This window comes from Pontibacter rugosus, from assembly GCF_042678745.1.
GTDB classification, from domain to species: domain Bacteria; phylum Bacteroidota; class Bacteroidia; order Cytophagales; family Hymenobacteraceae; genus Pontibacter; species Pontibacter rugosus.
This window is the reverse complement of record NZ_JBHTLD010000053.1, coordinates 1-23,583: the sequence shown is the minus strand read 5'-3', so window position 1 is coordinate 23,583 and position 23,583 is coordinate 1. Positions and strand designations below refer to the sequence as shown.

The 23,583-nt window shown below is 51.7% G+C and carries 21 protein-coding genes; 13 read left to right on the top strand and 8 right to left on the bottom strand.

What is annotated here, in order from left to right:
* Positions 1-652: 652 nt before the first annotated feature.
* Positions 653-853, bottom strand: coding sequence for a hypothetical protein (locus ACFQ2O_RS08020; RefSeq protein WP_377525361.1), 201 nt, complete (start codon positions 851-853; stop codon positions 653-655).
* A gap of 675 nt (positions 854-1,528) precedes the next feature.
* The gene (locus tag ACFQ2O_RS08015) at positions 1,529-1,813 is read right to left on the bottom strand and encodes a hypothetical protein (RefSeq protein WP_377525357.1); all 285 of its coding nucleotides are present in this window, start codon (positions 1,811-1,813) and stop codon (positions 1,529-1,531) included.
* Here ACFQ2O_RS08015 and ACFQ2O_RS08010 point away from each other — a divergent pair.
* Together ACFQ2O_RS08010 and ACFQ2O_RS08005 are read left to right on the top strand one after the other, a co-directional pair.
* On the top strand, positions 1,812-2,009 hold the full coding sequence (locus ACFQ2O_RS08010) for a hypothetical protein (RefSeq protein ID WP_377525352.1): 198 nt from the start codon (positions 1,812-1,814) through the stop codon (positions 2,007-2,009). The two genes, ACFQ2O_RS08015 and ACFQ2O_RS08010, sit on opposite strands and share 2 nt — an antisense overlap.
* 12 nt (positions 2,010-2,021) lie before the next feature.
* Entirely contained in the window at positions 2,022-2,963 is a 942-nt protein-coding gene (locus ACFQ2O_RS08005; RefSeq protein ID WP_377525347.1) for an ArdC family protein, read from the top strand.
* A 1,183-nt stretch (positions 2,964-4,146) separates the two neighbouring features.
* Here ACFQ2O_RS08005 and ACFQ2O_RS08000 read toward each other — a convergent pair.
* The 4 genes from ACFQ2O_RS08000 to ACFQ2O_RS07985 form a co-directional block, all read right to left on the bottom strand.
* Entirely contained in the window at positions 4,147-4,386 is a 240-nt protein-coding gene (locus ACFQ2O_RS08000) for a copper chaperone (RefSeq protein ID WP_377525343.1), read from the bottom strand.
* A gap of 148 nt (positions 4,387-4,534) precedes the next feature.
* Complete coding sequence (locus ACFQ2O_RS07995; protein WP_377525339.1) at positions 4,535-5,167, bottom strand: DUF2911 domain-containing protein; 633 nt, start codon at positions 5,165-5,167, stop codon at positions 4,535-4,537.
* 209 nt (positions 5,168-5,376) lie between these two features.
* The gene (locus tag ACFQ2O_RS07990; RefSeq protein WP_377525334.1) at positions 5,377-5,586 is read right to left on the bottom strand and encodes a heavy-metal-associated domain-containing protein; all 210 of its coding nucleotides are present in this window, start codon (positions 5,584-5,586) and stop codon (positions 5,377-5,379) included.
* Between the two features lie 96 nt (positions 5,587-5,682).
* On the bottom strand, positions 5,683-7,950 hold the full coding sequence (locus ACFQ2O_RS07985) for a heavy metal translocating P-type ATPase (protein WP_377525331.1): 2,268 nt from the start codon (positions 7,948-7,950) through the stop codon (positions 5,683-5,685).
* Between the two features lie 220 nt (positions 7,951-8,170).
* Here ACFQ2O_RS07985 and ACFQ2O_RS07980 point away from each other — a divergent pair, with 220 nt between their 5' ends.
* The 9 genes from ACFQ2O_RS07980 to ACFQ2O_RS07940 all read left to right on the top strand — a co-directional run bounded on the left by ACFQ2O_RS07980 (position 8,171) and on the right by ACFQ2O_RS07940 (position 18,605).
* Complete coding sequence (locus tag ACFQ2O_RS07980; RefSeq protein WP_449301387.1) at positions 8,171-8,779, top strand: HYC_CC_PP family protein; 609 nt, start codon at positions 8,171-8,173, stop codon at positions 8,777-8,779.
* Positions 8,780-8,942: 163 nt separating this feature from the next.
* Positions 8,943-10,223, top strand: a complete 1,281-nt coding sequence (locus ACFQ2O_RS07975; protein ID WP_377525325.1) for an efflux RND transporter permease subunit — start codon at positions 8,943-8,945, stop codon at positions 10,221-10,223.
* Between the two features lie 31 nt (positions 10,224-10,254).
* On the top strand, positions 10,255-12,153 hold the full coding sequence (locus ACFQ2O_RS07970; protein WP_377525322.1) for an efflux RND transporter permease subunit: 1,899 nt from the start codon (positions 10,255-10,257) through the stop codon (positions 12,151-12,153).
* Positions 12,137-13,408, top strand: a complete 1,272-nt coding sequence (locus ACFQ2O_RS07965; RefSeq protein ID WP_377525318.1) for a TolC family protein — start codon at positions 12,137-12,139, stop codon at positions 13,406-13,408. The genes ACFQ2O_RS07970 and ACFQ2O_RS07965 overlap by 17 nt, the downstream gene beginning before the upstream one ends.
* Positions 13,386-14,708 (top strand): efflux RND transporter periplasmic adaptor subunit, encoded by a 1,323-nt coding sequence (locus ACFQ2O_RS07960; RefSeq protein WP_377525314.1) that lies wholly within the window; start codon positions 13,386-13,388, stop codon positions 14,706-14,708. Before ACFQ2O_RS07965 ends, ACFQ2O_RS07960 begins: the two co-directional genes overlap by 23 nt.
* 10 nt (positions 14,709-14,718) lie before the next feature.
* Complete coding sequence (locus tag ACFQ2O_RS07955; RefSeq protein ID WP_377525310.1) at positions 14,719-15,936, top strand: efflux RND transporter periplasmic adaptor subunit; 1,218 nt, start codon at positions 14,719-14,721, stop codon at positions 15,934-15,936.
* A 137-nt stretch (positions 15,937-16,073) separates the two neighbouring features.
* Positions 16,074-16,721 carry a DUF3347 domain-containing protein gene (locus ACFQ2O_RS07950; protein ID WP_377525307.1) on the top strand — a complete coding sequence of 216 codons (648 nt, stop codon included), beginning with the start codon at positions 16,074-16,076 and terminating at the stop codon, positions 16,719-16,721.
* Positions 16,722-16,814: 93 nt separating this feature from the next.
* Positions 16,815-17,864, top strand: a complete 1,050-nt coding sequence (locus ACFQ2O_RS07945; protein WP_377525305.1) for a YncE family protein — start codon at positions 16,815-16,817, stop codon at positions 17,862-17,864.
* 30 nt (positions 17,865-17,894) lie between these two features.
* Positions 17,895-18,605 carry a hypothetical protein gene (locus tag ACFQ2O_RS07940; RefSeq protein WP_377525300.1) on the top strand — a complete coding sequence of 237 codons (711 nt, stop codon included), beginning with the start codon at positions 17,895-17,897 and terminating at the stop codon, positions 18,603-18,605.
* Between the two features lie 155 nt (positions 18,606-18,760).
* Here the strand turns inward: ACFQ2O_RS07940 and ACFQ2O_RS07935 are convergent, their stop codons facing one another.
* Positions 18,761-19,447 carry a hypothetical protein gene (locus tag ACFQ2O_RS07935; RefSeq protein ID WP_377525296.1) on the bottom strand — a complete coding sequence of 229 codons (687 nt, stop codon included), beginning with the start codon at positions 19,445-19,447 and terminating at the stop codon, positions 18,761-18,763.
* Positions 19,448-19,457: 10 nt separating this feature from the next.
* On the bottom strand, positions 19,458-20,897 hold the full coding sequence (locus tag ACFQ2O_RS07930) for an MATE family efflux transporter (RefSeq protein WP_377525293.1): 1,440 nt from the start codon (positions 20,895-20,897) through the stop codon (positions 19,458-19,460).
* Between the two features lie 371 nt (positions 20,898-21,268).
* Here ACFQ2O_RS07930 and ACFQ2O_RS07925 point away from each other — a divergent pair, with 371 nt between their 5' ends.
* Positions 21,269-22,561: a hypothetical protein gene (locus ACFQ2O_RS07925; protein WP_377525290.1), complete on the top strand. Its 1,293-nt coding sequence runs from the start codon at positions 21,269-21,271 to the stop codon at positions 22,559-22,561.
* A gap of 83 nt (positions 22,562-22,644) precedes the next feature.
* Entirely contained in the window at positions 22,645-23,109 is a 465-nt protein-coding gene (locus ACFQ2O_RS07920; protein ID WP_377525287.1) for a YybH family protein, read from the top strand.
* Positions 23,110-23,583 lie beyond the last annotated feature (474 nt).

The following is a 23,583-nucleotide window of genomic DNA, read 5'->3' as shown; positions in this document are numbered from 1 at the left end:
TGATTATTAGTGTCATAACTTATAAATTAGAGATAACCCCCAGCTATACCATAAAGTGAAGCTACTTGTTTCCTATTAATTCATTTTAGCCATACCTTAATTCGATCAACTTAATGTGACCTGAGTGAATGGACAGCTGCAGGTAGTGCTGATAAAAGGTTATGGTTTCATTGACAGGGCAGGTTGATTAACTTCATCACCTGGTTAGAGCCCAAACAATAGCCCTCCCCATAAGCTTCGCCCCCACCGTCCAGCACTCCACCAAATGATGCTAATTTGCCAGAGAGCCTCCCGTGCGCGCGCCCTCAGATTGCTAATCTTCATGCTTCAGCTGATCAAACAGAGGGCTTCCCCTACCCGCAGCAAAGCAAACCCCTTCTCACTTAAGTAAGTACAGTAAACACAATAATACCGTATTACAAAGTAATACTTTAAAATGTATTGGAGGCCTGTTCACGCTTCCGCCTTTTCCCTTCCTCCTCTGCCGCAAAGACAAGGATTTCCCCCATTCTCTTACCTTGGTCGGCGCGTAAGCACCCGGCCTCATGGTTAAAAGTTTTCTCAAGCAAGCGATTTCGGTTAAACACCAGACTGTCTAATCCATCCCAATTCTGTTTGGTCTCGAAGAATGTAAACAGACACAGTAGCACACTCACCTCAGGGACATCATTGAAGTACACATGCCAGTTGCCCTTGTGTTTTCAACTTCATCTATGGTATTGTGGTTAATCAGGTAAGCGTTGTCTTCCTCTGACCGGTTGTTGATCAGGTGCCCCTCCAGGTATTTACCTAATATATCGGGATCAGTTAGCCCGTTGTTGGTGATGGTTACTTTGCTCTTGGGCGCCCTCATCAGACCTACCAACTTAATGAGCCAGTCCCGTACCGTCAGGTCGCCGCGTTCATAGTCCGAGATAGTCTATTCTCTCTTAAGGCCGATCCACTCGACAAACTCCGCCTGCGTGAGGCCCTTTGATTCACGGAAAGCTTTTAGCTCTGCTCCTGTCACAAGAATAAGTATTGTTCGGCTCAAACATAAAGTACGGTTACCGTACCTACAAGAAATCAACTACTTTTTATTCTGGAGCTTAGCTGTTGAAGTAATGCTATATTACCAAGTAAACAAAGTATACCTGCTAATCCTAAGAAACACTGTTTACTTTCTCTGTTGCGGTTTCTAAACTAAAGCCATTCTTGCGTACAGTATTAATAAGCGAGCGGATGGATACCATTACTTCTCTCTTTGAGTAGTCAATGACAAGCCTGCCTTTCTTATCGACATTATGGAGCCATTTCAGAACTCTAAACGCCATAGAGCCTGATACACATTACTTGGATTGCCGGTACGGCGCCTATGTGGTTCATAACTAAGGCCAAGAAGCGGACTCCTCGCGCATTTCATTTACAACATTCTTTAGTTCGTCAAACTTCTCTCCGCTTGGCACAGAAAGCCTATCATGGATTTGTGGTGTGGTAATAAAGTATTATCATATTTACAGGTATTACTACAAAAGGGAAGAAAAGCACCTTATGCCTTGATGATGCCGTGTTTCTTCAGCAGTGCCTCAAGAGCCTCCGACTTGTTCTGCTCGGCCTGCAGTTTCTCCTTTTCTGCCTGCAGAAGCAGCCAGCAGTCACCATTAGCCTGATCCGTGTTTTTAAGCATCTCCCCCTTGCCCGTTAGCAGCCAGTGAATGTCCAGGTTCTGAAAAGCGTTTGACAGCTTTATGCAGCCCTCTAGAGTGGGCATAGGCTTGTCGTTCTCGATACTTGATATCTGGCCACGACCAATCATGTGGGGAGTATAGGCCATGGCAGCCGAGTTGACACAAGCACTTCTCTGGGAAACCATCCTGACCCTAAGGGAAGTCGACCTGATGACCTCAAGGGAGGCCGCCGGCACTTGCCTGGTGCGCTTCACCTGGACCACTGCGCAGGTACAAGCCAAGCTGGTGGAGCTACAGGAAAGGCTTCAGCAACAAAACTATAGAGAACAGCTTTACCCCTAAAAACTTACAGCTATGAACGCATATCAAAAGTTCGATCAACTGGCGCAGCAGGTAACGGATGAAGTTATTGCGCTGTTGGAGCAGGGAAAAGTGCCTTGGCAGAAGCCATGGACCTCCTATGGACTACCCAGGAACTACCTCTCCGGCTGGCACTACGAAGGCTTCAACGCCTTTTACCTCCACTACATCACCGGAGAAAGAAACCTCACCACGCCTTACTTCCTCACCTTCAAACAGGCGCAGGAACTGGGCGGGCGCGTGCGGAAGGGCGAGAAGGGGACCCCTATCATCTATTGGAAAATTAAGAAGGAAGCGGAGGGAAGTACTGCCGGGCAGGAGGAGGAAAAGGAGGGGCACGCCATTAAGTTTGTTCCCTTTATCTGGACCGTGTTCAACATTGACCAGGTAGAAGGCGTGGACTTTGCCTTACCAGCGCCCCTTGGCAGAAATGAAATGCAACTACTGGAAGCCTGCCAGCGCGTGGTGGAGCACTTTCCCCTGCCGAAGCCCCGCATCGCGCACGGCGGAGCACAGGCCTACTACGCCCCAGACACGGATAGGGTACAGCTGCCGGAGCTAAAGCGCTTTGGCTCCCCCGAAGCGTACCACGCCACGCTGTTCCACGAGCTGATCCATGCTACCGGCCACCCCGCCAGGCTCAACCGCTTCACGGATCAGGAAAAAGGCAGCTGCTTCGGAGACGAGAACTACAGCGCAGAGGAACTGATCGCCGAGATGGGCGCCTCTTTCCTCTGCGCCTTCACCGGCATCAAGGAAGAAGTTTTCCCTAACTCCGTTGCCTACCTGCAAGGCTGGGTGCGTGTTTTTAAGGAGGACAGGACAATGCTTCTCTACGCCAGCGCCAGGGCTTTAAAAGCGGCTACCTTTATCCTGGACCTGCAGGCGGAGGGGAACAGGGAAGGATTGCCCGCGTGGCCGCCTGATGACCTGTAGGTTGCCTGGTGCTGCCGGGCAACCCACAGGTATTTGATGAACCGATCCGCTCCCTAGTGGCGTGTCAGGTTGCCGGGAGGCTTTTTTAGTTTTCCCACTCTTGCACTACCCCCTGCTGATGTTACATGGGAAGCAGTCGCGGCTATTGCTATCGATAACTGGGATTCTTCCCGCTTGAAGGTGGTATTTATAGGGAGGATAAACGTGAATAATCGTGTTCCACAAAGGTTGAAATCTGCCTTGTGTTCCGTTGCCGGAAGTGGTAGCTTAGTCTGACGAGTCTCCTCTGTCTGTTTTTATTCAATAATAACACGATGTGACACATCAGGCAGTGTATGCCGCCACGTAGACGTTAGCCCGACACGGCCCACAGACGACCGTAAGGCAGGCACAGTGCTTAGCAGATCGGGGGCATGAAAATGCGCGGGCCCAGCGCTTTGGGATGGGTAGAGCAGCCTTAACTTTTTAAACGCCATGCAAGAGAAAAACACACCTCCGACACCGGATGCGCCTCCTTCCGCTCCGCTCCAGCGGGAATGCCCGCCACACCCGTATGATTCGGCCCCGCTGCTCCGGGCGGTGATGGCCGATGACGGTCCCTTGGGCCTGGCTGAATCCCTGGACCAGGCTTACGCCACCCTGGCCGAGTACCTAGCCAGTGACCCTGGCACCGCCGGAGAAAGCTATGCCCATGCCCTATACAACCTGCGTCGGGTGCGAAACGCCCTGCTGGAGGGCGGCGGCTGGCTCCGGCTGAAGGACTGATTAACAGGAAGCAAAAGCTGCCTGATGTCGGCAGGCACAGGTGTCTTTTGCCACTCCGTATATTTGGTAGGCGTATCTAGCCACAGCAAAAAAGAGCTGTGGCCGAGATGGGTGCCGATTTAGGAGGCGGTATTCGAGAACTAAGCAGTTTACCTGCAGGGCTGAGTGAGTCCATTCGCCTATGAAAGGGTGATAACTGTCTAGACCAGCACAAAGGCCTCCAAGACCGCTAGCTGCATCCTGTACCTGAAAGCGAAGAAGACTAAAGAAACAGCCTACAGTGGTCATGACCGCTAAAGTTCGAGGGTCTGTGCAACTTGCTGTAAATGTAGGATTAACTAGTTGCATACCCTTACAGCGTCTCCTGCAGGGAGTAAGCTTTTATCCTTTAGGTGTCTAGAAGCTTACTCCTCTACTTCTACAAATCATCGCCACCGATGCCCATCACGCGAAGAATCTCGGCCTTAAACCCGGCCTGTTCTATTGCGCTTTCTATTGTCTGTGGGCTTAGGTCTGTGCCGGACACGCTCAATACTTTGTCTGTGCTTTCCGTGTCCAGGCTCCACTTGCTTATCCTTTCTACCTTGTCCAGATAAGGGGCTACCTTCGATAAAGCTTCCTGATTCTCAACGTTTGTTTTGAACTTGATTATTTCCATAGCAACATCGCATGTACAGCAATTTAACGTATCGTGCTCCCCTCTATGAGGGCTGAACACTTTCGCTGTTACTTACTCCTTTTGCAGGAGCAGGGTTATAGGAAGCAAAAGGTAGGACGTTCTCAAAGCGCGAGCACAGACACGTAAACTATACGCCCACCGGAAGCGTCAGTTTGAGCTTATCCCATGTCATCACAACAGCACCTTTATCCTGGCCCTCAGGCACCACCTCATAGCGCAGCCGCTCCTGGTGCTGCGTCGCAGTCTCTGGCTCCACAGAAAAACGCACCACGTCTTCTGCTTCAGTGTAGTTATCCGCCAGGTGCTGTTCCCAGTTCCTGTTGATGATAACAGTCCACTCCTTCTCCCCCGGAATGGTGAACAGCGCATACTTTCCTGCCGGCAGCGGCTGTCCTCCTATCGTAATCGGCTGGTCCGTTTGCAGGCTGGTAGCGGAGTGCGCACCTGTCACCCACACCTGGTTATGAGCGACCAGTCCACCCCAGATCACCCTGCCCCGCACAGCAGGAGAATGGTAGGCAACGGTTACATGCGCAGGACCTATCATCCCGTGCGCTTCCGCTTTCAGGCTGCCTTTCAGGGTATCAGGCTCTGATTGAGCCCCTATCGCAAGCGATCCTGCTGGCTCCATTGCCTCTTTGGTAGTGGCGTGGTGATTAGGGTGCTCAGGTGTTTCCTCTACTGCGGGTTCCTGGCCGCAGCCGGCAAGAAAGACGCAGCACACTAGAACAAAAAAAGAGTTGTTCAGCTTAGTCATCATGTTGGTTGGTTTTGAAGGGTTGTATACAAGAATCTTTGAATAAGGACGTAAATATCACCTAAATCGCTCATATTTCAAGCCGCCGGTGCTAAACCCCTTGAAAATGAGAAACAGGCTTTTCTTCCGGGGAGACCCATTACAACAGCCTGGCCAGCAAATAAAAAAGCCGGTGCACACGTTGATGTGCACCGGCTTTCAAGGATAGAGGGCTACAAAGGCTGCGCTTTAAAGCCTGCCTTCTCTACGGTGGCTATAACCTCACTTGCAGAAAGGGAATCTGTCTTCACAGTCAGTACCTTGTCTTTCTGGGTGGTATCCACGCTCCACTCGCTAATGCCTTCAGTGGAATTCAGCGCAGGGGTTACCTTGGAGACGCAGCCTCCGCAGTTGATATTGGTTTTGAATTGTAAGTTTTTCATGAATTTCCATTTTTAATTTTACCAATCTAGTTTACACTTATAAAATTGAACCGGACGGGGGTCTGTTTGAGAGTGTCCTTTTAGTTATTCCACTGCCTATATTTTCTGCACCTTCAGCCGCAGGCTGTTCGTGACCACGGACACAGAGCTTAGGGCCATGGCTGCGCCTGCAATCATGGGATCCAGCAGAAAGCCGTAAAACGGGTAAAGCGCGCCCGCTGCAATCGGAATGCCTACTAGGTTATAGATGAAGGCCCAGAACAGGTTCTGCCTTATTGTCCGTACGGTTTGCTTCGACAGCTTCAGCGCTTTTGGAATCTGTAGCAGGTCTGATGAGATAAGCGTCATTTTGGCGACATCCATGGCGATGTCAGAACCCTTGCCCATGGCAATACTTACATCCGCCTGCGCCAGTGCATGCGAATCGTTGATGCCGTCGCCTACCATGGCCACTACTTTTCCCTTTGCCTGCAAGTCCTTTACAAAAGCCGCTTTTTCAGATGGCAGCACCTCCGCTACGAAGTTTTTTACGCCCACCTGCCTTGCTACACTGGCCGCTGTTTGCTGGTTGTCGCCGGTGAGCATGTACACTTCTACTCCCTGCTCCTGTAGCGTGCGGATGGCTGCCGCAGAATGCTGCTTGATCTGGTCGGCAATGGCGACCAGGGCCATAGCCGCTTTATTTTCTGCAAAGAAGATGACGGTCCTGGCTTCAGCACGTAAGGCCTCTGCCTTGCCTGCCAGCTCCGGCGCAATACGCACCCCTTCCTCTTCCAGAAGCTTCGCATTGCCTGCTAGGTACAGGTTGCCGTTCAAAGAAGCTTTTACGCCGCGCCCGGTCAGGCTATCGAAGGAGTCGAGCTCCAGCGACCTTACCTCCTGCTCCTTCAGGTGGCGCACCACCGCTTCGGCGAGCGGGTGCTCCGACTGCAACTCCAGGGAGAGCAGTACTGCTTGTAGATTTTGCCTTTTGGCGCCGGTTCCATCGGTCCATACCAAGTCTGTCACGACAGGTTTTCCCTCCGTGATCGTGCCTGTCTTGTCGAGTATGATGGCGTTCACTTTATGGGCCTGCTCCAGGCTTTCCGCGTCTTTGATGAGGATGCCGTTTTCAGCCCCTTTGCCCACGCCCACCATGATGGCCGTTGGGGTTGCCAGGCCGAGGGCACACGGGCAGGCAATCACGAGCACGGTCACCAGGGCCAGTAGTCCCTGCGTCAAACCGCTGTCCCCACCCAGCGTTAGCCAGGCGGCAAAGCTTGCAAGCGCTATCACCAGCACGACAGGCACAAAGATACCGGCTACTTTGTCCACCAGTTTCTGCACCGGGGCCTTGGAGCCCTGCGCTTCCTGCACCATCTTGATGATGTGCGCCAGCATGGTCTCACTGCCTACCTTCTCGGCTACAAACCGGAAACTGCCTTTCTGGTTAATGGTGCCTGCGTAGACGTTGTCTCCTTTCCCTTTGGCCACCGGTACGGGCTCCCCTGATAGCATCGCTTCGTCCACGTAAGAGGTACCCTGTGCCACCTCGCCGTCCACAGGTATTTTCTCGCCGGAACGCACCAGCAGCAGGTCACCTTTCTGTACCTGGGCGATGGGCACCTCCCGCTCCTGGTCGCCCTCTACCCGCCACACGGTCTTCGGCTGCAGGCCCATCAGCTTTTTGATGGCGGTGGAAGTGTTGGACTTGGCCCTCTCCTCGAGCAGCTTACCCAGCATGATGAAGACAATGACGACGGCAGCGGCCTCAAAGTAGACGTGCGGCTGCACCCCGCGCGCCAGCCAGAACTCCGGGAAGAAGGTATTGAACACACTGAAGCCAAAGGCGATGCCTGTGCTGAGCGATACCAATGTGTCCATGTTCGCTTTCCCGTGCCTGGCCTGCTTGTAGGCGTTGATAAAGAAGCTGCGGCCAAAGTAAAACAGCACCGGCGCGCTCAGCACCATCATGATCCAGTTTCCGTAGGGCATGTCCATGAAGAACATGCCGATGATGAATACCGGCAGGGTGATAAGGGCCGCCGCTATCGTGCGTTTCTTCAGCGCCTGGTAATGGTTCTGCTGCGCCTCCTCCTGTTTCTCCTGGGCGTTTTCCTGGTCGATGATCAGGTCGAAGCCGATTTCCTGCACATTTCGCTGTATGTCCGAAAGGGTGACTTTGTCAGGGTCATAGGACACCTGCAGTGTCTGGGAGGCAAAGTTCACCGCCGCCTGTGACACCCCCGGCTGCGTCCCCACCATCGACTCCACGCTGAGGGCGCAGGAGGCGCAGCTCATACCGGTGACCGGCAAAGATGCTTTCTGTTCCTTCCCGGCAGGTGGACTGGTGACTTTGTCTGGGGTTAGTATTTCATTCTCCATCTTCTCCAACTTATTTTGTCATTTTTTAATACAAAGGTACACCATGGTGTGGCCTGCTTTATTACAGAATTATAGCTAAGGATTACATAATTTATTACTTGCACTCCTTATTACTTGCAGTCAAAAGTATGCGCCTAGAATAGCTGTTGTGTCCTTTGACGAAGCCTACTAAAAGCCTGTTATAAAGAGAACAAAAGAGCGAGGTAAATCGTTTTTGAAAGTGTCCCGGTTGCTTTATTATCCTGCGGTTGACGCCTACCCTGTCGTACTTGGCGTGCATCCAGCCTATACAGGCGTGGGTTATCACAAAGAATATGTAATAATTTTCTCTAATTATGTAACCGACCTTGTTGTTCCCGTTGTATCTTTGCAAACGCAAATATCTCTGTTCATGAAGTTTTTCCGCCGCATCATATTGCTTTCCCTTGCGCTGCTGGTGCTTGTCTCCTCGACAGGCTTCTCGGTGGGGGTGCATTTTTGCGGCGGAGAGATCCGTGACCTAAGCCTTAATGGGAAATCCACCCAGTGTTTGATGGCGCAGCAGAAACAAGGAACGCTGCCTCCATGCCATGCGCCTGACACAGAGACACCCACACAAAGTAGTTGCTGTGACGATCACCAACTGGTAGTGGAGCGACTTGATGTGGCTTCGGATTCTAAAGCATTCATCCTGAACAAGGTGCTTGACATCAAATTCGTTGCTGCTGTACAAGTAGTGTTTCTGCATCTGTTTGCGGCCCATAAAGCGCTTGCACCTGCTTATGCTCTTTATGAGCCCCCTCTGCTTACCCACGACATTCCTGTCTTGGCGCAGTCTTTCTTAATATAAGTCTTCATTTATACGGGTGCTTTCCTTGCAGCATGTGCTGCAAGGAAAGCACCCGTATAGAACAGGTGGTACCCTGTTCCGTCCACACCTAGGCACTCGTCCGGCTTAGCCGCTTCTCTGCGGCTGTTAAACATTTCCTGTTCAGGTTAATCCTTTTACTTTCATGATAGAAAAGCTAATTTCCTTTTCGCTCCACAACCGCATCATGGTACTGCTCATTGCTGCGGCACTCTTCGGGTGGGGCCTTTATTCTGTGCAGACAAACAAGGTGGATGCTATCCCTGACCTGTCTGAAAACCAAGTGATCGTTTTTACCGAATGGATGGGCCGAAGCCCACAGCTCGTGGAAGACCAGATCACCTATCCGCTTGTGACCAATCTGCAGGGACTGCCTGAGGTAAAATATGTCCGGGGCACCTCCATGTTCGGCATGAGTTTCATCTACATCATTTTTGAGGATGATACCGATGTGTATTGGGCCCGCTCCCGGGTACTGGAGCGCCTGAACTCTGTAGGTAACGTGCTTCCTGAAGACGCAACACCTACCCTTGGCCCTGACGGCACCGGTGTCGGCCATGTGCTCTGGTACACGCTCGATGCCCCCGGCATGGACTTAGGCGAACAGCGAGCCATACAGGATTGGTACGTAAAATTCGGTTTACAGAATGTGAAAGGGGTGAGCGAGGTGGCTTCTTTCGGTGGCTTTCAGAAGCAGTACCAGGTTACGATAGACCCCACTAAACTAACCTATTATAACCTCTCTGTGCCGCAGGTCATTCAGGCGGTGCGGGCTAACAACAACGAAGCGGGCGGCCGAAAGTTCGAACTCGCGGACATTGGGTACATCATCAAGACAACAGGATATTTAAAGTCTGTGGAGGAGGTTGAAAACATCGCCGTCACCACAACCAATACCATTCCTGTGCGGGTGAAAGATGTAGCCTCTGTCCAGATGACAGGCGAGAGCCGACTGGGAATCTTTGATGTAAACGGTGAGGGTGAAGCAGTGGGCGGCATCGTGGTCATGCGCTATGGAGAGAATGCCGAAGAAGTTATCGGGAATGTAAAAGTGAAAATGGAAGAGGTTGCCAAAGGTTTACCCGAGGGTGTGAAATTCAACATCGTCTACGACCGGAGTGGGCTCATCAACGAAAGCATTGATTCTGTCAGAAACACACTGATTGAGGAGATGGTCGTGGCTTCCATGGTGGTATTCCTGTTCCTTTTCCATTGGCGAAGTGCCTTGGTGATTATGATCCAGCTGCCGCTCTCGGTCGCCATTGGGTTTATCCTCCTCAATGCCTTCGACATCTCTTCCAACATCATGTCCCTGACCGGCATTGCACTATCTGTGGGTGTGATTGTGGATGACGCCATCGTGATGGTGGAGAATGCATACCGACACCTTGCTGACGCTACAAAGGCGAAACAGTCGGTAGACTAAAATTAGACTATTTATTTTTGTTGAAGTAAAAATGGAACTGACAAAAGAAGAAAGAATAAATATTATTGAGAAGGCCAGTAAGCAGGTAGGACCCAGTGTATTCTGGAGCACCGTGATTATCATCACTTCCTTCTTGCCTGTGTTCCTCTTGACAGGTCAGGAAGGTAAGCTTTTCGGTCCGCTTGCCTGGACGAAAACATTTATTCTCATTGTGGATGCCGTCGTGGCCATCACGCTGACACCGGTGCTGATCTCGTACCTGCTGAAAGGGAAATTCAAGGATGAGAGCTCCAACCCAATTAACAGGGGCCTGGAGCGTGTTTATGGACCGCTGCTTAAATGGTGTCTGAGGTGGCGCAAGACCACGCTTGGCGTTAACATCCTGGCGCTGGCTGTCTCCATCCCAATGCTTTTCAGCCTGGGAACGGAATTTATGCCACCGCTGGATGAAGGCTCTATCCTATTCATGCCAGTTACCTTGCCAGATATTTCCAACGCTGAGGCGAAACGTATCCTACAGGTGCAGGACAAGATCATCAAGTCGGTACCGGAAGTGGAAAGTGTACTGGGTAAAGCGGGTCGCGCCAGCACCGCCACGGACAACTCCCCCATCAGCATGATCGAAACCATCATCATGCTCAAGCCACAGTCTGAGTGGCGCGAGGGTGTTACAAAGCAAGACCTCATCCGGGAACTGGACAGTAAACTACAGATACCAGGAGTTGTAAACGGCTGGACCATGCCCATAATCAACCGCATCAATATGCTCGCCACCGGTATTCGCACAGATGTGGGCGTGAAAGTATACGGCCAGAACCTGGACTCTATTGCGTCGGTGTCCGAGCGCGTGAGAACTGCTTTAAATGGTGTTCCGGGTGTGAAGGACCTCTATGTAGAACCTGTCACTGGCGGCAAGTACCTGGAGATCAACATAAACCGGGAAGCGCTTGGCCGTTACGGCTTGACGGTAGACGATGTGAACATGATCGTGGAGTCTGCTCTGGGCGGGGCTTCCATTGGCACCACCGTTGAAGGGCGCCAGCGTTTTTCCCTTAATGTGCGGTTGGCACAGGATTATCGTAATAGTGTGGAGCGTATAGCGCGCATCCCAATACAAACTGCTTCGGCAGGCACTATTCCGTTGTCCACCGTTGCCCAAATCCAGTTTGTAGACGGCCCCCCGATGATCAACTCTGAGAATGCGCAGCTGCGGGGAGCGGTGCTGTTCAATGTGCGTGACCGCGATTTGGGTGGCACGGTGCAGGAGGCGATCGAGAAGATCAACAATGAGGTGACCGGTATCCCGGATGGCTATTACCTGGAGTGGAGCGGCCAGTGGGAAAACCAGGTGCGTGCTAATCAGACATTGAAGGTCATTATCCCACTTGTACTCTTAATAATCTTCCTGATTCTCTACTTCTCCTTTAAATCCTTGAAGGAGGCGCTCATTAACTTGGGCACAATTCCCTTTGCCTTAATAGGGGGAGTATTCATTGTCTACTTCTACGGTGTGAACCTATCCGTGGCCGTGGCAGTCGGCTTTATCGCCCTGTTTGGCTTAGCCATGGAAACCAGTATGCTAATGGTGGTTTATCTCAATGAGGCCATGAAGGAGCTGGTAGACAAAAAAGGGAACAGCCGGGAGAGCATCACCAATCAGGATATTCGCGACTATGTGTTCAAAGGCGCTGCTCAGCGACTTCGCCCTAAGATCATGACCGTATCAGTGGCTTTGTTTGGCCTTGTTCCGGTGCTGTGGGCTTCTGGGGTGGGATCAGATGTGATGCTTCCCATCGTGCTCCCCCTCATAGGAGGTGTTTTCACATCCTCCATCCACATCCTGTTGGTGACCCCGGTGGTTTTCGAGATGACAAAAGAATATGAGCTAAAGAAACACGGCAAAATTGAAGTATATGATGTTAAGCATTAAAAAGTATAGAAGGGTAAGTTGGTTGTTTGTGATGTTGTTGTTGTCCGGCGCTTCGGCGTCGGCGCAGCAGCAACAAACAGTAACCATTGACAGTGTGCTGCAGCGGATAAATGAAAGTAATCCGATGCTGCAGGTGTATGATGCCAGATCCAAAGCAATGGATGCCTATGCCGAGGGAGCTAACAGTTGGATGGCACCAATGGTGGGCGGGGGCGTCTTTATGAGTCCTTACCCGGGTGCAGAAATCATGGAGATGCGAGACAAAGGAATGATTATGCTCTCTGCAGAGCAGGACATACCCAACCCAGCCAAGCTACGCGCCAAAGAAAAGTATTTGCAGTCTAGGGCAGCTATTGAGAACGCAGGCAGAGAAGTTACTTTTAACCAACTGCGGGCCCAGGCAAAAACTGCCTACTACAGCTGGCTGGTGCTGGAGAACAAAATGGATGTGCTCAAAGAAAATGGGCGTATCATGGAGTACATGCTCAAGCTGGCCCGTATCCGCTACCCCTACAGCCAAGGTAAGCTAGGCAGCATCTATGAGGCGGAAGCCAGGCTAGGGGAGGTCGAGAACATGAAGCTGATGACAGCCAATCAGATCGTGCAGCAGAACGTGCAGCTCAACATGCTGATGAATCTCCCAAAGGAGCTAAGGTTCAATATTGACACACTGTTGGCTATACCAGGACCAGTGGAGCTTGCTGCTGATACTACTTTTTTAGGCCAAGCCCGCAGCGATGTGCGCCAGCTGGATAGAACCATTGCATCTATGCAGCTGAATGTTGAGATGGAGAGGTTGGAGCGCAAGCCCGACTTTCGCGTACGATTTGAGCACATGTACCCGCGCGACAACATGATGCCGCAGCAGTTCACAGCGATGGGTATGGTCTCTATTCCGATCGCCCCCTGGTCTTCTAAAATGTATAAAGCCAATACCAAGGCAATGAGCCTGGAGATTGAGGCCATGCAGCGGGAGCGCGAAGCAATTTTGAATGAAGGCCAGGGGATGGTACGTAACATGGCCCTGGAGCTGAATACCATGCGGGAGCAGACAGAGAATTATCAGGCAAGGATCCTTCCTGCCCTGAAGAAGAACTACGATGTGACCATGCTGGCCTATGAGCAAAACACCGCACAGTTACCCGAGGTGATAGATGCCTGGGAAGCGCTGAACATGGCACAGATGGAGTACCTCAACAGGTTACAGGAGCTATACTTAATGGTGGTGAATTATGAGAAAGAAGTTGAGAAATAGCATGCTTTACCTGCTGGCTTTCCTGGTGGTGGTCACCCTGGGAGCCTGCAGCCACGAGGAAACGGAGCATGCGGAAGGTGGCACGGAATATACTTGCCCGATGCACCCGCAAATCGTGCAGAACGAGCCGGGCACCTGCCCTATCTGCGGCATGGACCTGGTGCCGAAGTCAGGGCATGGTACAGCAGTTGAAATAACAGAGGATCTGGCGTTTCTGCTGCGGCCAACAAACACGACGGTCGTCTCCTCAGTGGCCACGACAAAGCCCCAGGAAAAAACAGTACAGGCTGCCGTGGAAATGGAAGGCATCATCACCTATGACCCCCGGCGGGTATATACCGTGCCTGCCCGTGTGGGCGGCCGTATCGAAACGCTCTTTGTCAAGTACAACTTTCAGCCCATCCGTAAAGGGCAGAAGTTGATGGAGGTCTACAGCCCGGAGCTGATTACAGCACAGAAGGAACTGCTATACCTGGTGCAGTCGGCTCCGGAGGACAAGCAGCTGATCGAGGCCGCCAGGCAGAAACTGCGTCTGCTGGGTGCCACCGATGCGCAGATCAACCGCCTCATCCGAAGCGGAGAGGAGAGTTACACTTTTGCTCTTTACAGCCCTTATGATGGCTACGTGATCGGCTTGAACACAGCGGCCCCGACAGCTACACCAAGCACGGCGGGTGTAGCCGCAGCAAGTACAGGCGGCGGCATGGGAAGTATGGGAGGCGGCAGTCGTGCAGGTGCAACAGCTGGTTCTTCCCCTACGCCACCTGCTGAAGACGTCCAACTAAGAGAAGGCATGTATGTGAGCACCGGGCAGCCGCTCTTGCGGGTTATCAACCCGGAGCAGCTGTGGGCGGAGTTTAATATCCCTGCCGGTGAGGTGAGTGCGCTGGCAGAAGGGGCCCCTGTGCAGATTACCTTCCCGCAATTGCCAGACGAAGCGCTGGAGGCGCAGGTGGACTTCTTGCAGCCCTTTTATGGGGAGGGCGAAAACTTTGCCAAGGTGCGGGTGTATCTGCCGGGGCAGCAAAAGCTGGCCATGGTGGGGCAACTGGTCAGCGCCCGCGCCAGCTACACCGCAGCGCCAGCCCTGTGGGTGCCTAAAACAGCCGTGCTCGACATCGGCACCCGGTCTGTGGTCTTCCAGAAAGTAAACGGCGTGTTCGAGCCTGTGGCTGTCACCGTCGGCACCACGGAAGGTAATGAGACGCAGGTGGTGGAGGGGCTACAGCAGGGCGCTGTTGTGGCCGCTAATGCGCAGTTCCTGGTGGACAGTGAGAGCTTTATCAAAGTGAATAAATAGAAAATACACCATGAAAAAATTAAGGAACAGCATGCTTTACCTGTTGGCTTTCCTGGTGGTGGTCACCCTGGGAGCCTGCAGCCACGAGGAGGAGGGGCATGCGGAAAGTGAGCCTACCACCACCTATACCTGCCCGATGCACCCGCAGATCGTGCAGAACGAGCCGGGCACCTGCCCTATCTGCTTCATGGATCTAGTACCAGTGTCGCAGTCAGGGGAAAACGAAGGGGAACTGATGCTAAGCGACAGCCAAATTGCCTTGGGCAACATAGCCGTTAAACGGGTGAAGTACGGTGACGTGGGAGGCAACACCATCCTGACGGGGCAACTCGTGCTGGACGAAACGCAAACCGATATTGTCAGCAGCCGTGCCACAGGCCGAGTTGAACGGCTTTATATCAAAGAGACCGGGCAAAGCATCAGCAAAGGCCAGCCGCTGTACGAGCTGTACTCTGAAGAGCTTCTGACCCTGCAGCGGGAGTACCTGCTGGCGTTAAGGCAAAACCAGGAATTAGGAAAAGAGAACCCTCGCTTCGCCTCCTTCCTGGGGGCAGCCCGGGAAAAGCTTCTTCTTTATGGTCTGACACAGGCACAGGTAAGAAAGCTCGCCAGCACAGGTGATGTGGATGCACGCGTTACGTTTCTGTCACCGGTCTCAGGAGTGGTAACCGAAGTGGCCGCCGCAGAGGGACAGTACGTGGCTGAAGGTGGGGCACTGTACCGACTGGCCAAATTGGGAAGTGTCTGGGTGGAGGCTGAGTTGTATCCGCAGGAAATAGCAGGTGTACGGGTGGGAGATACTGTTCGAGTAACGGTACAGGGGGCTTCTGAAGGTGCTGTCCCAGCCGAGATCACTTTCCTGAGCCCTGAGCTCAGGGCAGGAAGTCAGGTGGTGGTGCTTCGTGCCGAAATTTCCAATACGGATGACAAGTACCTGCCTGGCATGCAGGCGAATGTGACGCTACCAGGAGCAAGTGAAGCTCCTTTGATCACGGTACCCACAGATGCTGTGATACGGGATGAAAGTGGCAGCCATGTTTGGGTGCAGACAGGGAAGGGCACCTTCAGGGCGCGCATGGTACAATTAGGTGAAGCCAGCGCTGACCAAGTCGCTGTCGTGTCCGGTCTTCAAGAAAACGACAAAGTCGTGATTTCAGGAGCCTACCTGCTCTACAGCGAATATGTGCTAAAGAAGGGAGGAGACCCTATGGCCGGCCATAACCATTAGGAGAGATGAGAGAATACTGTCAAACGGAGGGCAACCGCTCCGCCACAACTACAAAAATGGTTGGGGTGGACTGCCTACGTCATTGTTGCCTTTGTGATATCAAGAAAAATTAATTAGTAACCTAAATAAAAAACAAGATGAATTTAAGACCATTCCAGAAAATTACCTTCGCGGGTGCCATGGTAGCCGCTTTCACTTTTACCGCCTGCGCTGACAACAAGCAGCAAGCCGCCGGTGACGCAGCTCAGGAAGATCACGCGAGCATGGACCATGCAGAAATGAATCACAGTGCCACCCCTGGTAAAGTAGTGGTAGAGACACCGAATTATGCCTCCGCTGGCGACCCAGTAAAGCAGCAGCTGGCACAGCTGCTGGGCAGCTACCTGAGACTCAAAGACGCGCTGGTAGCCTCTGATACCGAACAGGTGCAGGTAGAAGCACAGGCTGTTCTTGCAGCGGCTGAGAAAGTAGAAATTACGGGACTTGCAGAAGAGCAACAGCAGTTTGCAACTGAGAAGCTGGACGAGGTAAAACAAAGTGCGTCTAAGATGGCCGCTGCCACTGACGTAACCGCACAGCGCGAAAACCTCGACCTCCTCTCTGAGGCCACCTTCTCACTCACCAAAGCTTTTGGGGCATCGGACCAAAAGCTTTTCTACCAACACTGCCCGATGGCTAACAACGATCAGGGTGGCTACTGGCTGAGCTCGAGTGCCGAAATCCGTAACCCGTACTTCGGGGAGCAGATGCTTAAGTGCGGCTCAACGGAAGAATCCATTAACTAGAGAGAGATGCGGGGGCTGCCCCCTTTTTTACACCTTGTGCTCCCCCGTTTAGTCACCATATAAATTTTTTAGTACACAGGATAACTGAAGCATATGATAAAGTACAAATTCGTTGCCGTTGGTTTGGCACTTGTTCTCGGGCTTGGAGCCTGCAACGACATGATGGAACATGATGATCCAGACATGCCGCTGAACATCAACTACCCAGCTGCCTTTGTCGTGAACGGGCAGGATAACAGCGTGTCAGTTATCCGGCTGCCGGAAAATGAAGTCACAGAGACTATCAAGCTCCAGGAGGCTGTCGCGCCCCACCATATTTCCATTAGCCCAGACAACACAAAGCTGGCTGTGGCAATCACCTCCACTGACTTAAGTGGCGGACACGGTGGTATGGGAGGCACAGCGAATAATTTCAAAGTCATCGTCCTGGATGCTGTCACAGGCTTGGGTGTGAAAACAATAGACTTGCCTAAGATGCCGCACAACGCGGTTTTTAACCCGGATGGGTCGGAGTTGTGGATTGGGCAGCCGGATGAAAACTCCGGGACAGTAGTCGTATACAACACTTCAGATTGGTCTTTGAAAAGTACTATCGGAGTAGGCAAGAGCCCCTCCGAGGTTACTTTCTCCGCTGACGGCACCGTGGCCTTTGTCGCTAATACCGGAGAGGCAACTGTCTCTGTCATTGATCCTGTGACCAAGGCTGTCAAGACAACGCTCCCTGTTGGAGCAGATCCCGTAGGCGCCTGGCCTGCCACAGACGGCAAGATGTACGTGGATAATGAGACGTCACAGTCCATAACGGTAATAGATGCTGTCAGCACTTCCGTGACGGAAACGCTAAGCCTTGGCTTTAAGCCAGGCTATGTTGCTTTTCAGGAAAATACAGGTGAGCTGTGGGTAAGCGATGCCACAAACGGAAAGGTAGTGGTTTACCAGCGCAACGGAGGCGCCTGGGTGCAGAAGGCTGCAGTTACAACCGGCAGTGACGCGCATGCCATTGCCTTCAACTCAGACAAAAGCCTAGCCTATGTTACCAACCAAGGGGCTAACACGGTCACCGTGCTGAATGCCGCCACGTTTGACAGGATAAAGGAAGTTCCTGTTGGCAGAATGCCAAACGGCATCATTATAAAAAAGTAAACAACTAAGTCTCTTAACGTATCAAACCCAATGTACCTCAAACACTATATTGCTAAACCCGTGGTGGGCGTGGCAGCCTTGTTTTTATTGGCTTCATCCCCTACTCTTGCCCATGGTGGCGAGAAGCATGGCAAAGAAAAGGCGGAACCAGCGACAGAAACAGCTGTTGACACCGTTCAGGATCAACAAGTAGGGCATGACACAATGGAGGCACAGCTGCCACTACCGGCTGCCGGTGTACATACTGAAGTCCATGAGCACACGCCAAGCGAGGTGCATGCTTCGCTCAGCGACTTCCCAAACACGCACCCGCTCATCGTGCATTTTCCGATCATGCTGCTGCTTGTTGCAGCGGCGGTGCTGCTGGCAAACATTTTTTTTCTGCGTAAGGAGCTTGATTGGGTCGCCACAGTGGCCACGCTCATCGGTTTTGGCACAGCATATCTGGCTGCCAACTACAACCACCCGCATACATTTGGATTATCGGAGCACGCACAGCTCGTGCTCGACCAGCACGACCTTTACGCAGAGTGGACGGTGTACTTGGGAGCCATAGGCGTGGTGGTCCAACTACTAAGCCAGTTCCTGTTCAAGGGCAAGCGCTGGAGTGTGGTTGTTGCTGCTCTTATTCTGACAGGCTCTGCTTATGCTGTGTCCATGGCGGGGCATTACGGAGCGCAACTGGTGCACATCGAAGGTGTCGGCCCACAAGGGAAGTTCCTGGAAGAGCATCACCACTAGGTGATGCAGGCAATTGTAGGCAACACTCCCAAGAGGAACTAATGAAGCGTGCTTGGTATCAGTCCTGCACAAGTTTTACTCAGTTCGATGGTGACAGTGCTACTGCAGCGATTACGGTGGTAATCGCTGCAGTAGCACTGTTTACTCTAGTAGCTCTAGTGGTGCATGGTATGAGTAGAAACACCCTTTACCAGTAGTACAAAATCAAAGGTGTACAGCTGCTCATCGAGCAGCAGCTGAAGCCATGCACGATAAGTGCCGGTGGCGCCAAAAGCTGTGTGCAGCACCAGTCTGTTCTGGTGCACCATTGGGTGGACATGCAGGTACGCTTTGCTCTCCAGTGGAAGTATGACCACATGCGCCTTGGCTCCCAAGTAGTCACTAAGGGAGGAAGCAGGTACAGGATTCCCATTTTGTGTGATGTGCACCTGTATGGCGCTAGGGTCGCGTGCATCCAACTGGACGCTTACCTTCCCCTGTCTGCCGCTTAGAACCTCTCCGCTGTATTGTTGCGGCGGCCGCTGCTCCCCTGCCACTTCTATATCCTTACGGATAACGACAGGCGAACCGTTCAATGGTTTTATGTCATTGTATACCAGGAACTTCCCGCCGAAGGGAAAGGTGAACTCAACAGCGTACGCTTTGCCAGCCTTTTGCGGATGCACGTGTGCAAAGAAGGAGAGATCCTCTGATACAATGATCAAGTGAACATCTTTCGTGTGTACCTGCTCAAGTTCAAGGGGGCTATCACCCGCTTCGGAGTCGACTGGCGTCAGTTGCAGCTTTACTACATCCTGAGCCTTTACAAGCTTTGGTTCATGATTTAACAATATGTCGACCATAATATAAGTTTTAGTAGTTGTTAGCACATGCTGACATTGTTTCTTTCGTTGATTGCGGATGACACTGCGACTCAACCTCCGGTTCTTTCTCCAGGTTCATCCAGGTGCCTTTTACGAACTTAGCGGCCAGCACACCTGCCCGGAAGACAATGTCTATCCCGATAGCGACCCAAACCCCCGTCAGGCCCCAACCCAAGTAAACGCCAAGGAAATAGACCAGCGTTGTACGAATAGCCCACATGCCCGCTGCCGTCAGGTACATCGGAAATTTAGTATTATTTGCTGCCTGGTAGGCACCTGTTAACGTTAATAGAGCGGCAAGGAAAGGTTGAAATGCTCCCGACACTTTTAGTGCGTTTCCTATCTCGGCTATCACCTCCTGGTCTTCAGAGAACAAGGTGCCGGCCCATCCCCCCAAAAAGAAGAGCAGTGTTCCGAGTACACCCATCAACCCTACTGCCATCCAGGCTCCAATCTTTACATAGGAGCTGGCTTCCTCTATCTTTCCTGCACCAATCTGTTGCCCAGCCAGTATGGTAACAGCGGTGGCAAAACCGTAACCCGCCATGTAGGAAATCACCTCCACATTACCCGCTATTTGGTGGGCTGCAAACACACTGGTTCCGAGCGAAACAATAAACCCGAAGTACACAATCTGCCCTGCCCGCATAATAAGCACTTCGCCAGCGGCAGGACTACCTAATTTTGCAAGCTCTTTCTGGTGCCCCCAGTCCACAGCCCAATAGTCCCTTCTGAACGCGAGCACTTCTGAGCGCTGGATGTAGTAAAGCAGAAGCAGCGTTCCAAGCATCCGGGAACCAACAGTAGCCCAGGCAGCTCCTGCCACACCCATCTCCGGGAATACCCAAAGGCCAAAAATAAGCACATACCCGAGGGCCGCGTGTACGATGTTGATAACGATGCTCACTTTCATGGGTGACCGTGTGTCTCCAACACCGCGCAAGTTAGCGCTCAGCACAAACATAAGCGACATAAACACCGAAGGAATGGCTACAATTCTAAAGTAGGTCTCCCCGATATCCAAAACCTGCTCTTCCAGCCCCATGAGCGCTAACAACGGCCGGGCAAAGAATAGGGTTACCACTCCTGTAAAGATCCCAAACAGCACGGACAGAATAAGTGCTTGCTGTGCTATGTGCCTGGCCCTCTCAACTTTCTTAGCGCCCAGTGCATTTGCCACACGCACATTTGCTGCTACGCCAACAGCCATAAACACCGCAAAGTAAATGGCAAGCAATGCGTTTGTGGCACCAATGGCGGAGACTTCGGCTAGTCCTATCTTTGAGACAAAATACACATCCACAAAGCCAATGAAAGTCTGAAAGAAGTTCTCCACGACTGCGGGGAAGGCAAGTAGCAGAATCAGCTTCATCTTGGATGAAAGGCTACTAGCCTCCTGCCCCTGATTGCTTACGTTATCGGTATTCATAGGCAGGTCTACGGGCTACAGTTTTACTGGGTTTTAAACTTCATGTGGCAACACACGCGCTGTACCTTTTCACACTTGAACGCACGATAACTGAACGAGCACCTAATATGTACATGGCCGTACATATCTTAAATGCTCAAAACCGAGTGGTTAGGTAAAAGATGTCAGGCTTAACAAGCCAATTGCGACAGCTTAAAACTGTTGTTCATATTATTGTAGGGCCTTTACAACTGGTTAGTAAAGTTTTTCAGTGCGCTTCAATCCCTTTTGAAATAACAGACATAGTTGGTACATTTCGGAACACTTGCAACCCTAAGGCTAATGGTGGCCTTAGGAACAGATAATCCATTACGTCCACAGCACTTGCTTCTATGTTGGAAGGAAACACGGGCTCGGAAGAGTCCTTTATACAGCTCGTCACCCGCTACAAGTCCGAACCAGAGTCGGTCTACCGTACCTGGTTCATCAACAACGATGATAGGCTGAAGGCCTTCCGGACTATCAGACGGGGGGTAATTCAGGTCATTGCGGATATAAAGAACGGTACCTTCGGAAATGACTTTAAAGGGTCTTCCCTGGAGTTCGTTCTAAACTGTATAGCCGAGCAAAAGCAGGTTTTTATGGGTGTTGCCCATCCTTTTTACTGGAAGCCCAAGCTGCGGATACCTGACATTTATGAAAATGACGTCAACAAACGAGCCTTTGGCCAGTTCCTGCAGAATTGCCTTACCGCTACAAGAGAAGAGCAGCTGCTACGGGAAGTCATACTGCTGGACGAAAAGCGGATCAAGGGCTTAGGCCCTGCGGTTGCAAGTATTCTTTATTTCCTGCACCCAACGCTTGTCCCTCCTTGCAACACAGCCATCGTCAGCGGGTTCAATAAGCTGTTCAATGAAAAAGTAAAGCTTGGGTCCTGGAAGGAGTACCTCAGAATGCGGGAGGTGATCCTGCATACTAATCATAAGTTCCGTTCTCACTTATCAACGGATCTGGGTGCCATGGGAGGTCTTCTGTTCGATGTAGGGGACATGAAGCTGCTCCCGCCCGGGGGGCAGGCCCTGTCTCCAGAGGAGACAAAGAAGATAGAGCGGCAACTGACCAAAAGGCACCAAGAGGTAGTCAATGAGCAGCAACAAGAGAGCCTGCACACGGAAATGCAGTATCACCTGCTGCGCGTTGGCAAAAAGCTGGGTTACGACGTGGCGTGCGCCAGCAATGACAAGGGTAGGACGTACCAAGGCCAAGTCTTTTCTTTCATGTGCCTGGATTCTGTTCCAGACCTAGGCATAGACAAAGATACTCAGAGCACGATCGGGCTCATCGATGTGCTATGGTTTGAGAAGGGCACCAGCAAGATTGCAGCCGCCTTTGAGGTGGAAAAAAGCACTTCCATCTACTCCGGCATCCTGCGGCTTACAGACCTGCACTACAGCCTGCCAGATCACACTACGACCCTGTACCTGCTTATACCAGATAGTCGGGAGAAAGAACTGCGGCTACAACTCATCAGGCCCTCTGTCAGGAGCAGCTCTGCCAGGTTTCACTACATTCGCTTCTCTGAGTTGCGCGAGCACTGTGATGCTATTTGCAGGTTCGGCGCTGACAAGGGCAGTTTAGTAAAAATTGCCTCCACCATGGAAGTGAGCCTTCAACGGTGCAGTTGAAGCAAAAGCCAGCTCACATGCAACAGTATTAAGTTTCTTGTAGCTACGTTGTCAATTTAAATATTTTAAGTAAATCACTTCTTATGACAAAACTCTTATTCACCGTTCTCGCATTTTACCTGATGTCCCTGCAGCACCTGCAGGCACAATCCGGAACAGAAAATGATGTCCAGCAGGTAAAGCAGGTGCTAAGTACTTACAAAGCAGCCGTTGAAGCCCTCGACGCATCTAATACGCTACCTCTATTTGCACCTGACGCCAAGGTGTTCGAATCAGGTGGCGTGGAGGGCACTTATGCCAACTATCTGGACCATCACCTGGCTCCCGAGCTCAAGGCCTTCAAGTCATTTGATTACAGTGACTACAAGGTAGACGTGCAAGTGGATGGGTCTTACGCCTTTGCCACTGAGACTTATGTCTATACCATTGTCTTGGCAAAGAATGGAAGTACCATCAAAAAGAAAGGAGTAGCCACTTCCACACTTAAAAAAATAGATGGGAAATGGCAGATAGTAAGCTCGCACAGTTCGTCTAGGAACAGTAAGTAAGACCCCGCAGGGCTCGATTGGTGGCTTTGGCACCATGCAAATGGTGGCCGCTCTCATCAACTTGTTCAAGAAAGCAAACTAAAACAGGGCAGTGGCTGGCTTCCACGAGCAGGAACAAAACAAAAGCAGAAACTAACCAATGAGGCATTATGCTGTCGTATTTTCTTCATATGGTCGTCCTTGTTCAGCGTGTTTTGGCTTACACCTGCCCACCCTCCTATGTTTTACATATTTTGGAATGATTTTTACACATTTTTTGAAGCTGTGCGTTGCCATCTCGGAAGGAAGTGCCCGTGGGGGCGCTGCAACCACCGCTGCCAGCGAAACAGCAGGCACAGCTCTTGCGCCCACTGTAGCATGGCTTGCTAACCCACCAAGGGCAATTTCGTTTAGCAGACAGGACTAAACCAACTGGCCTTTCATGAATATTTTGTATTTTTCTCTTGGAGCGCTTGTTTTTGTCATCACAGCACT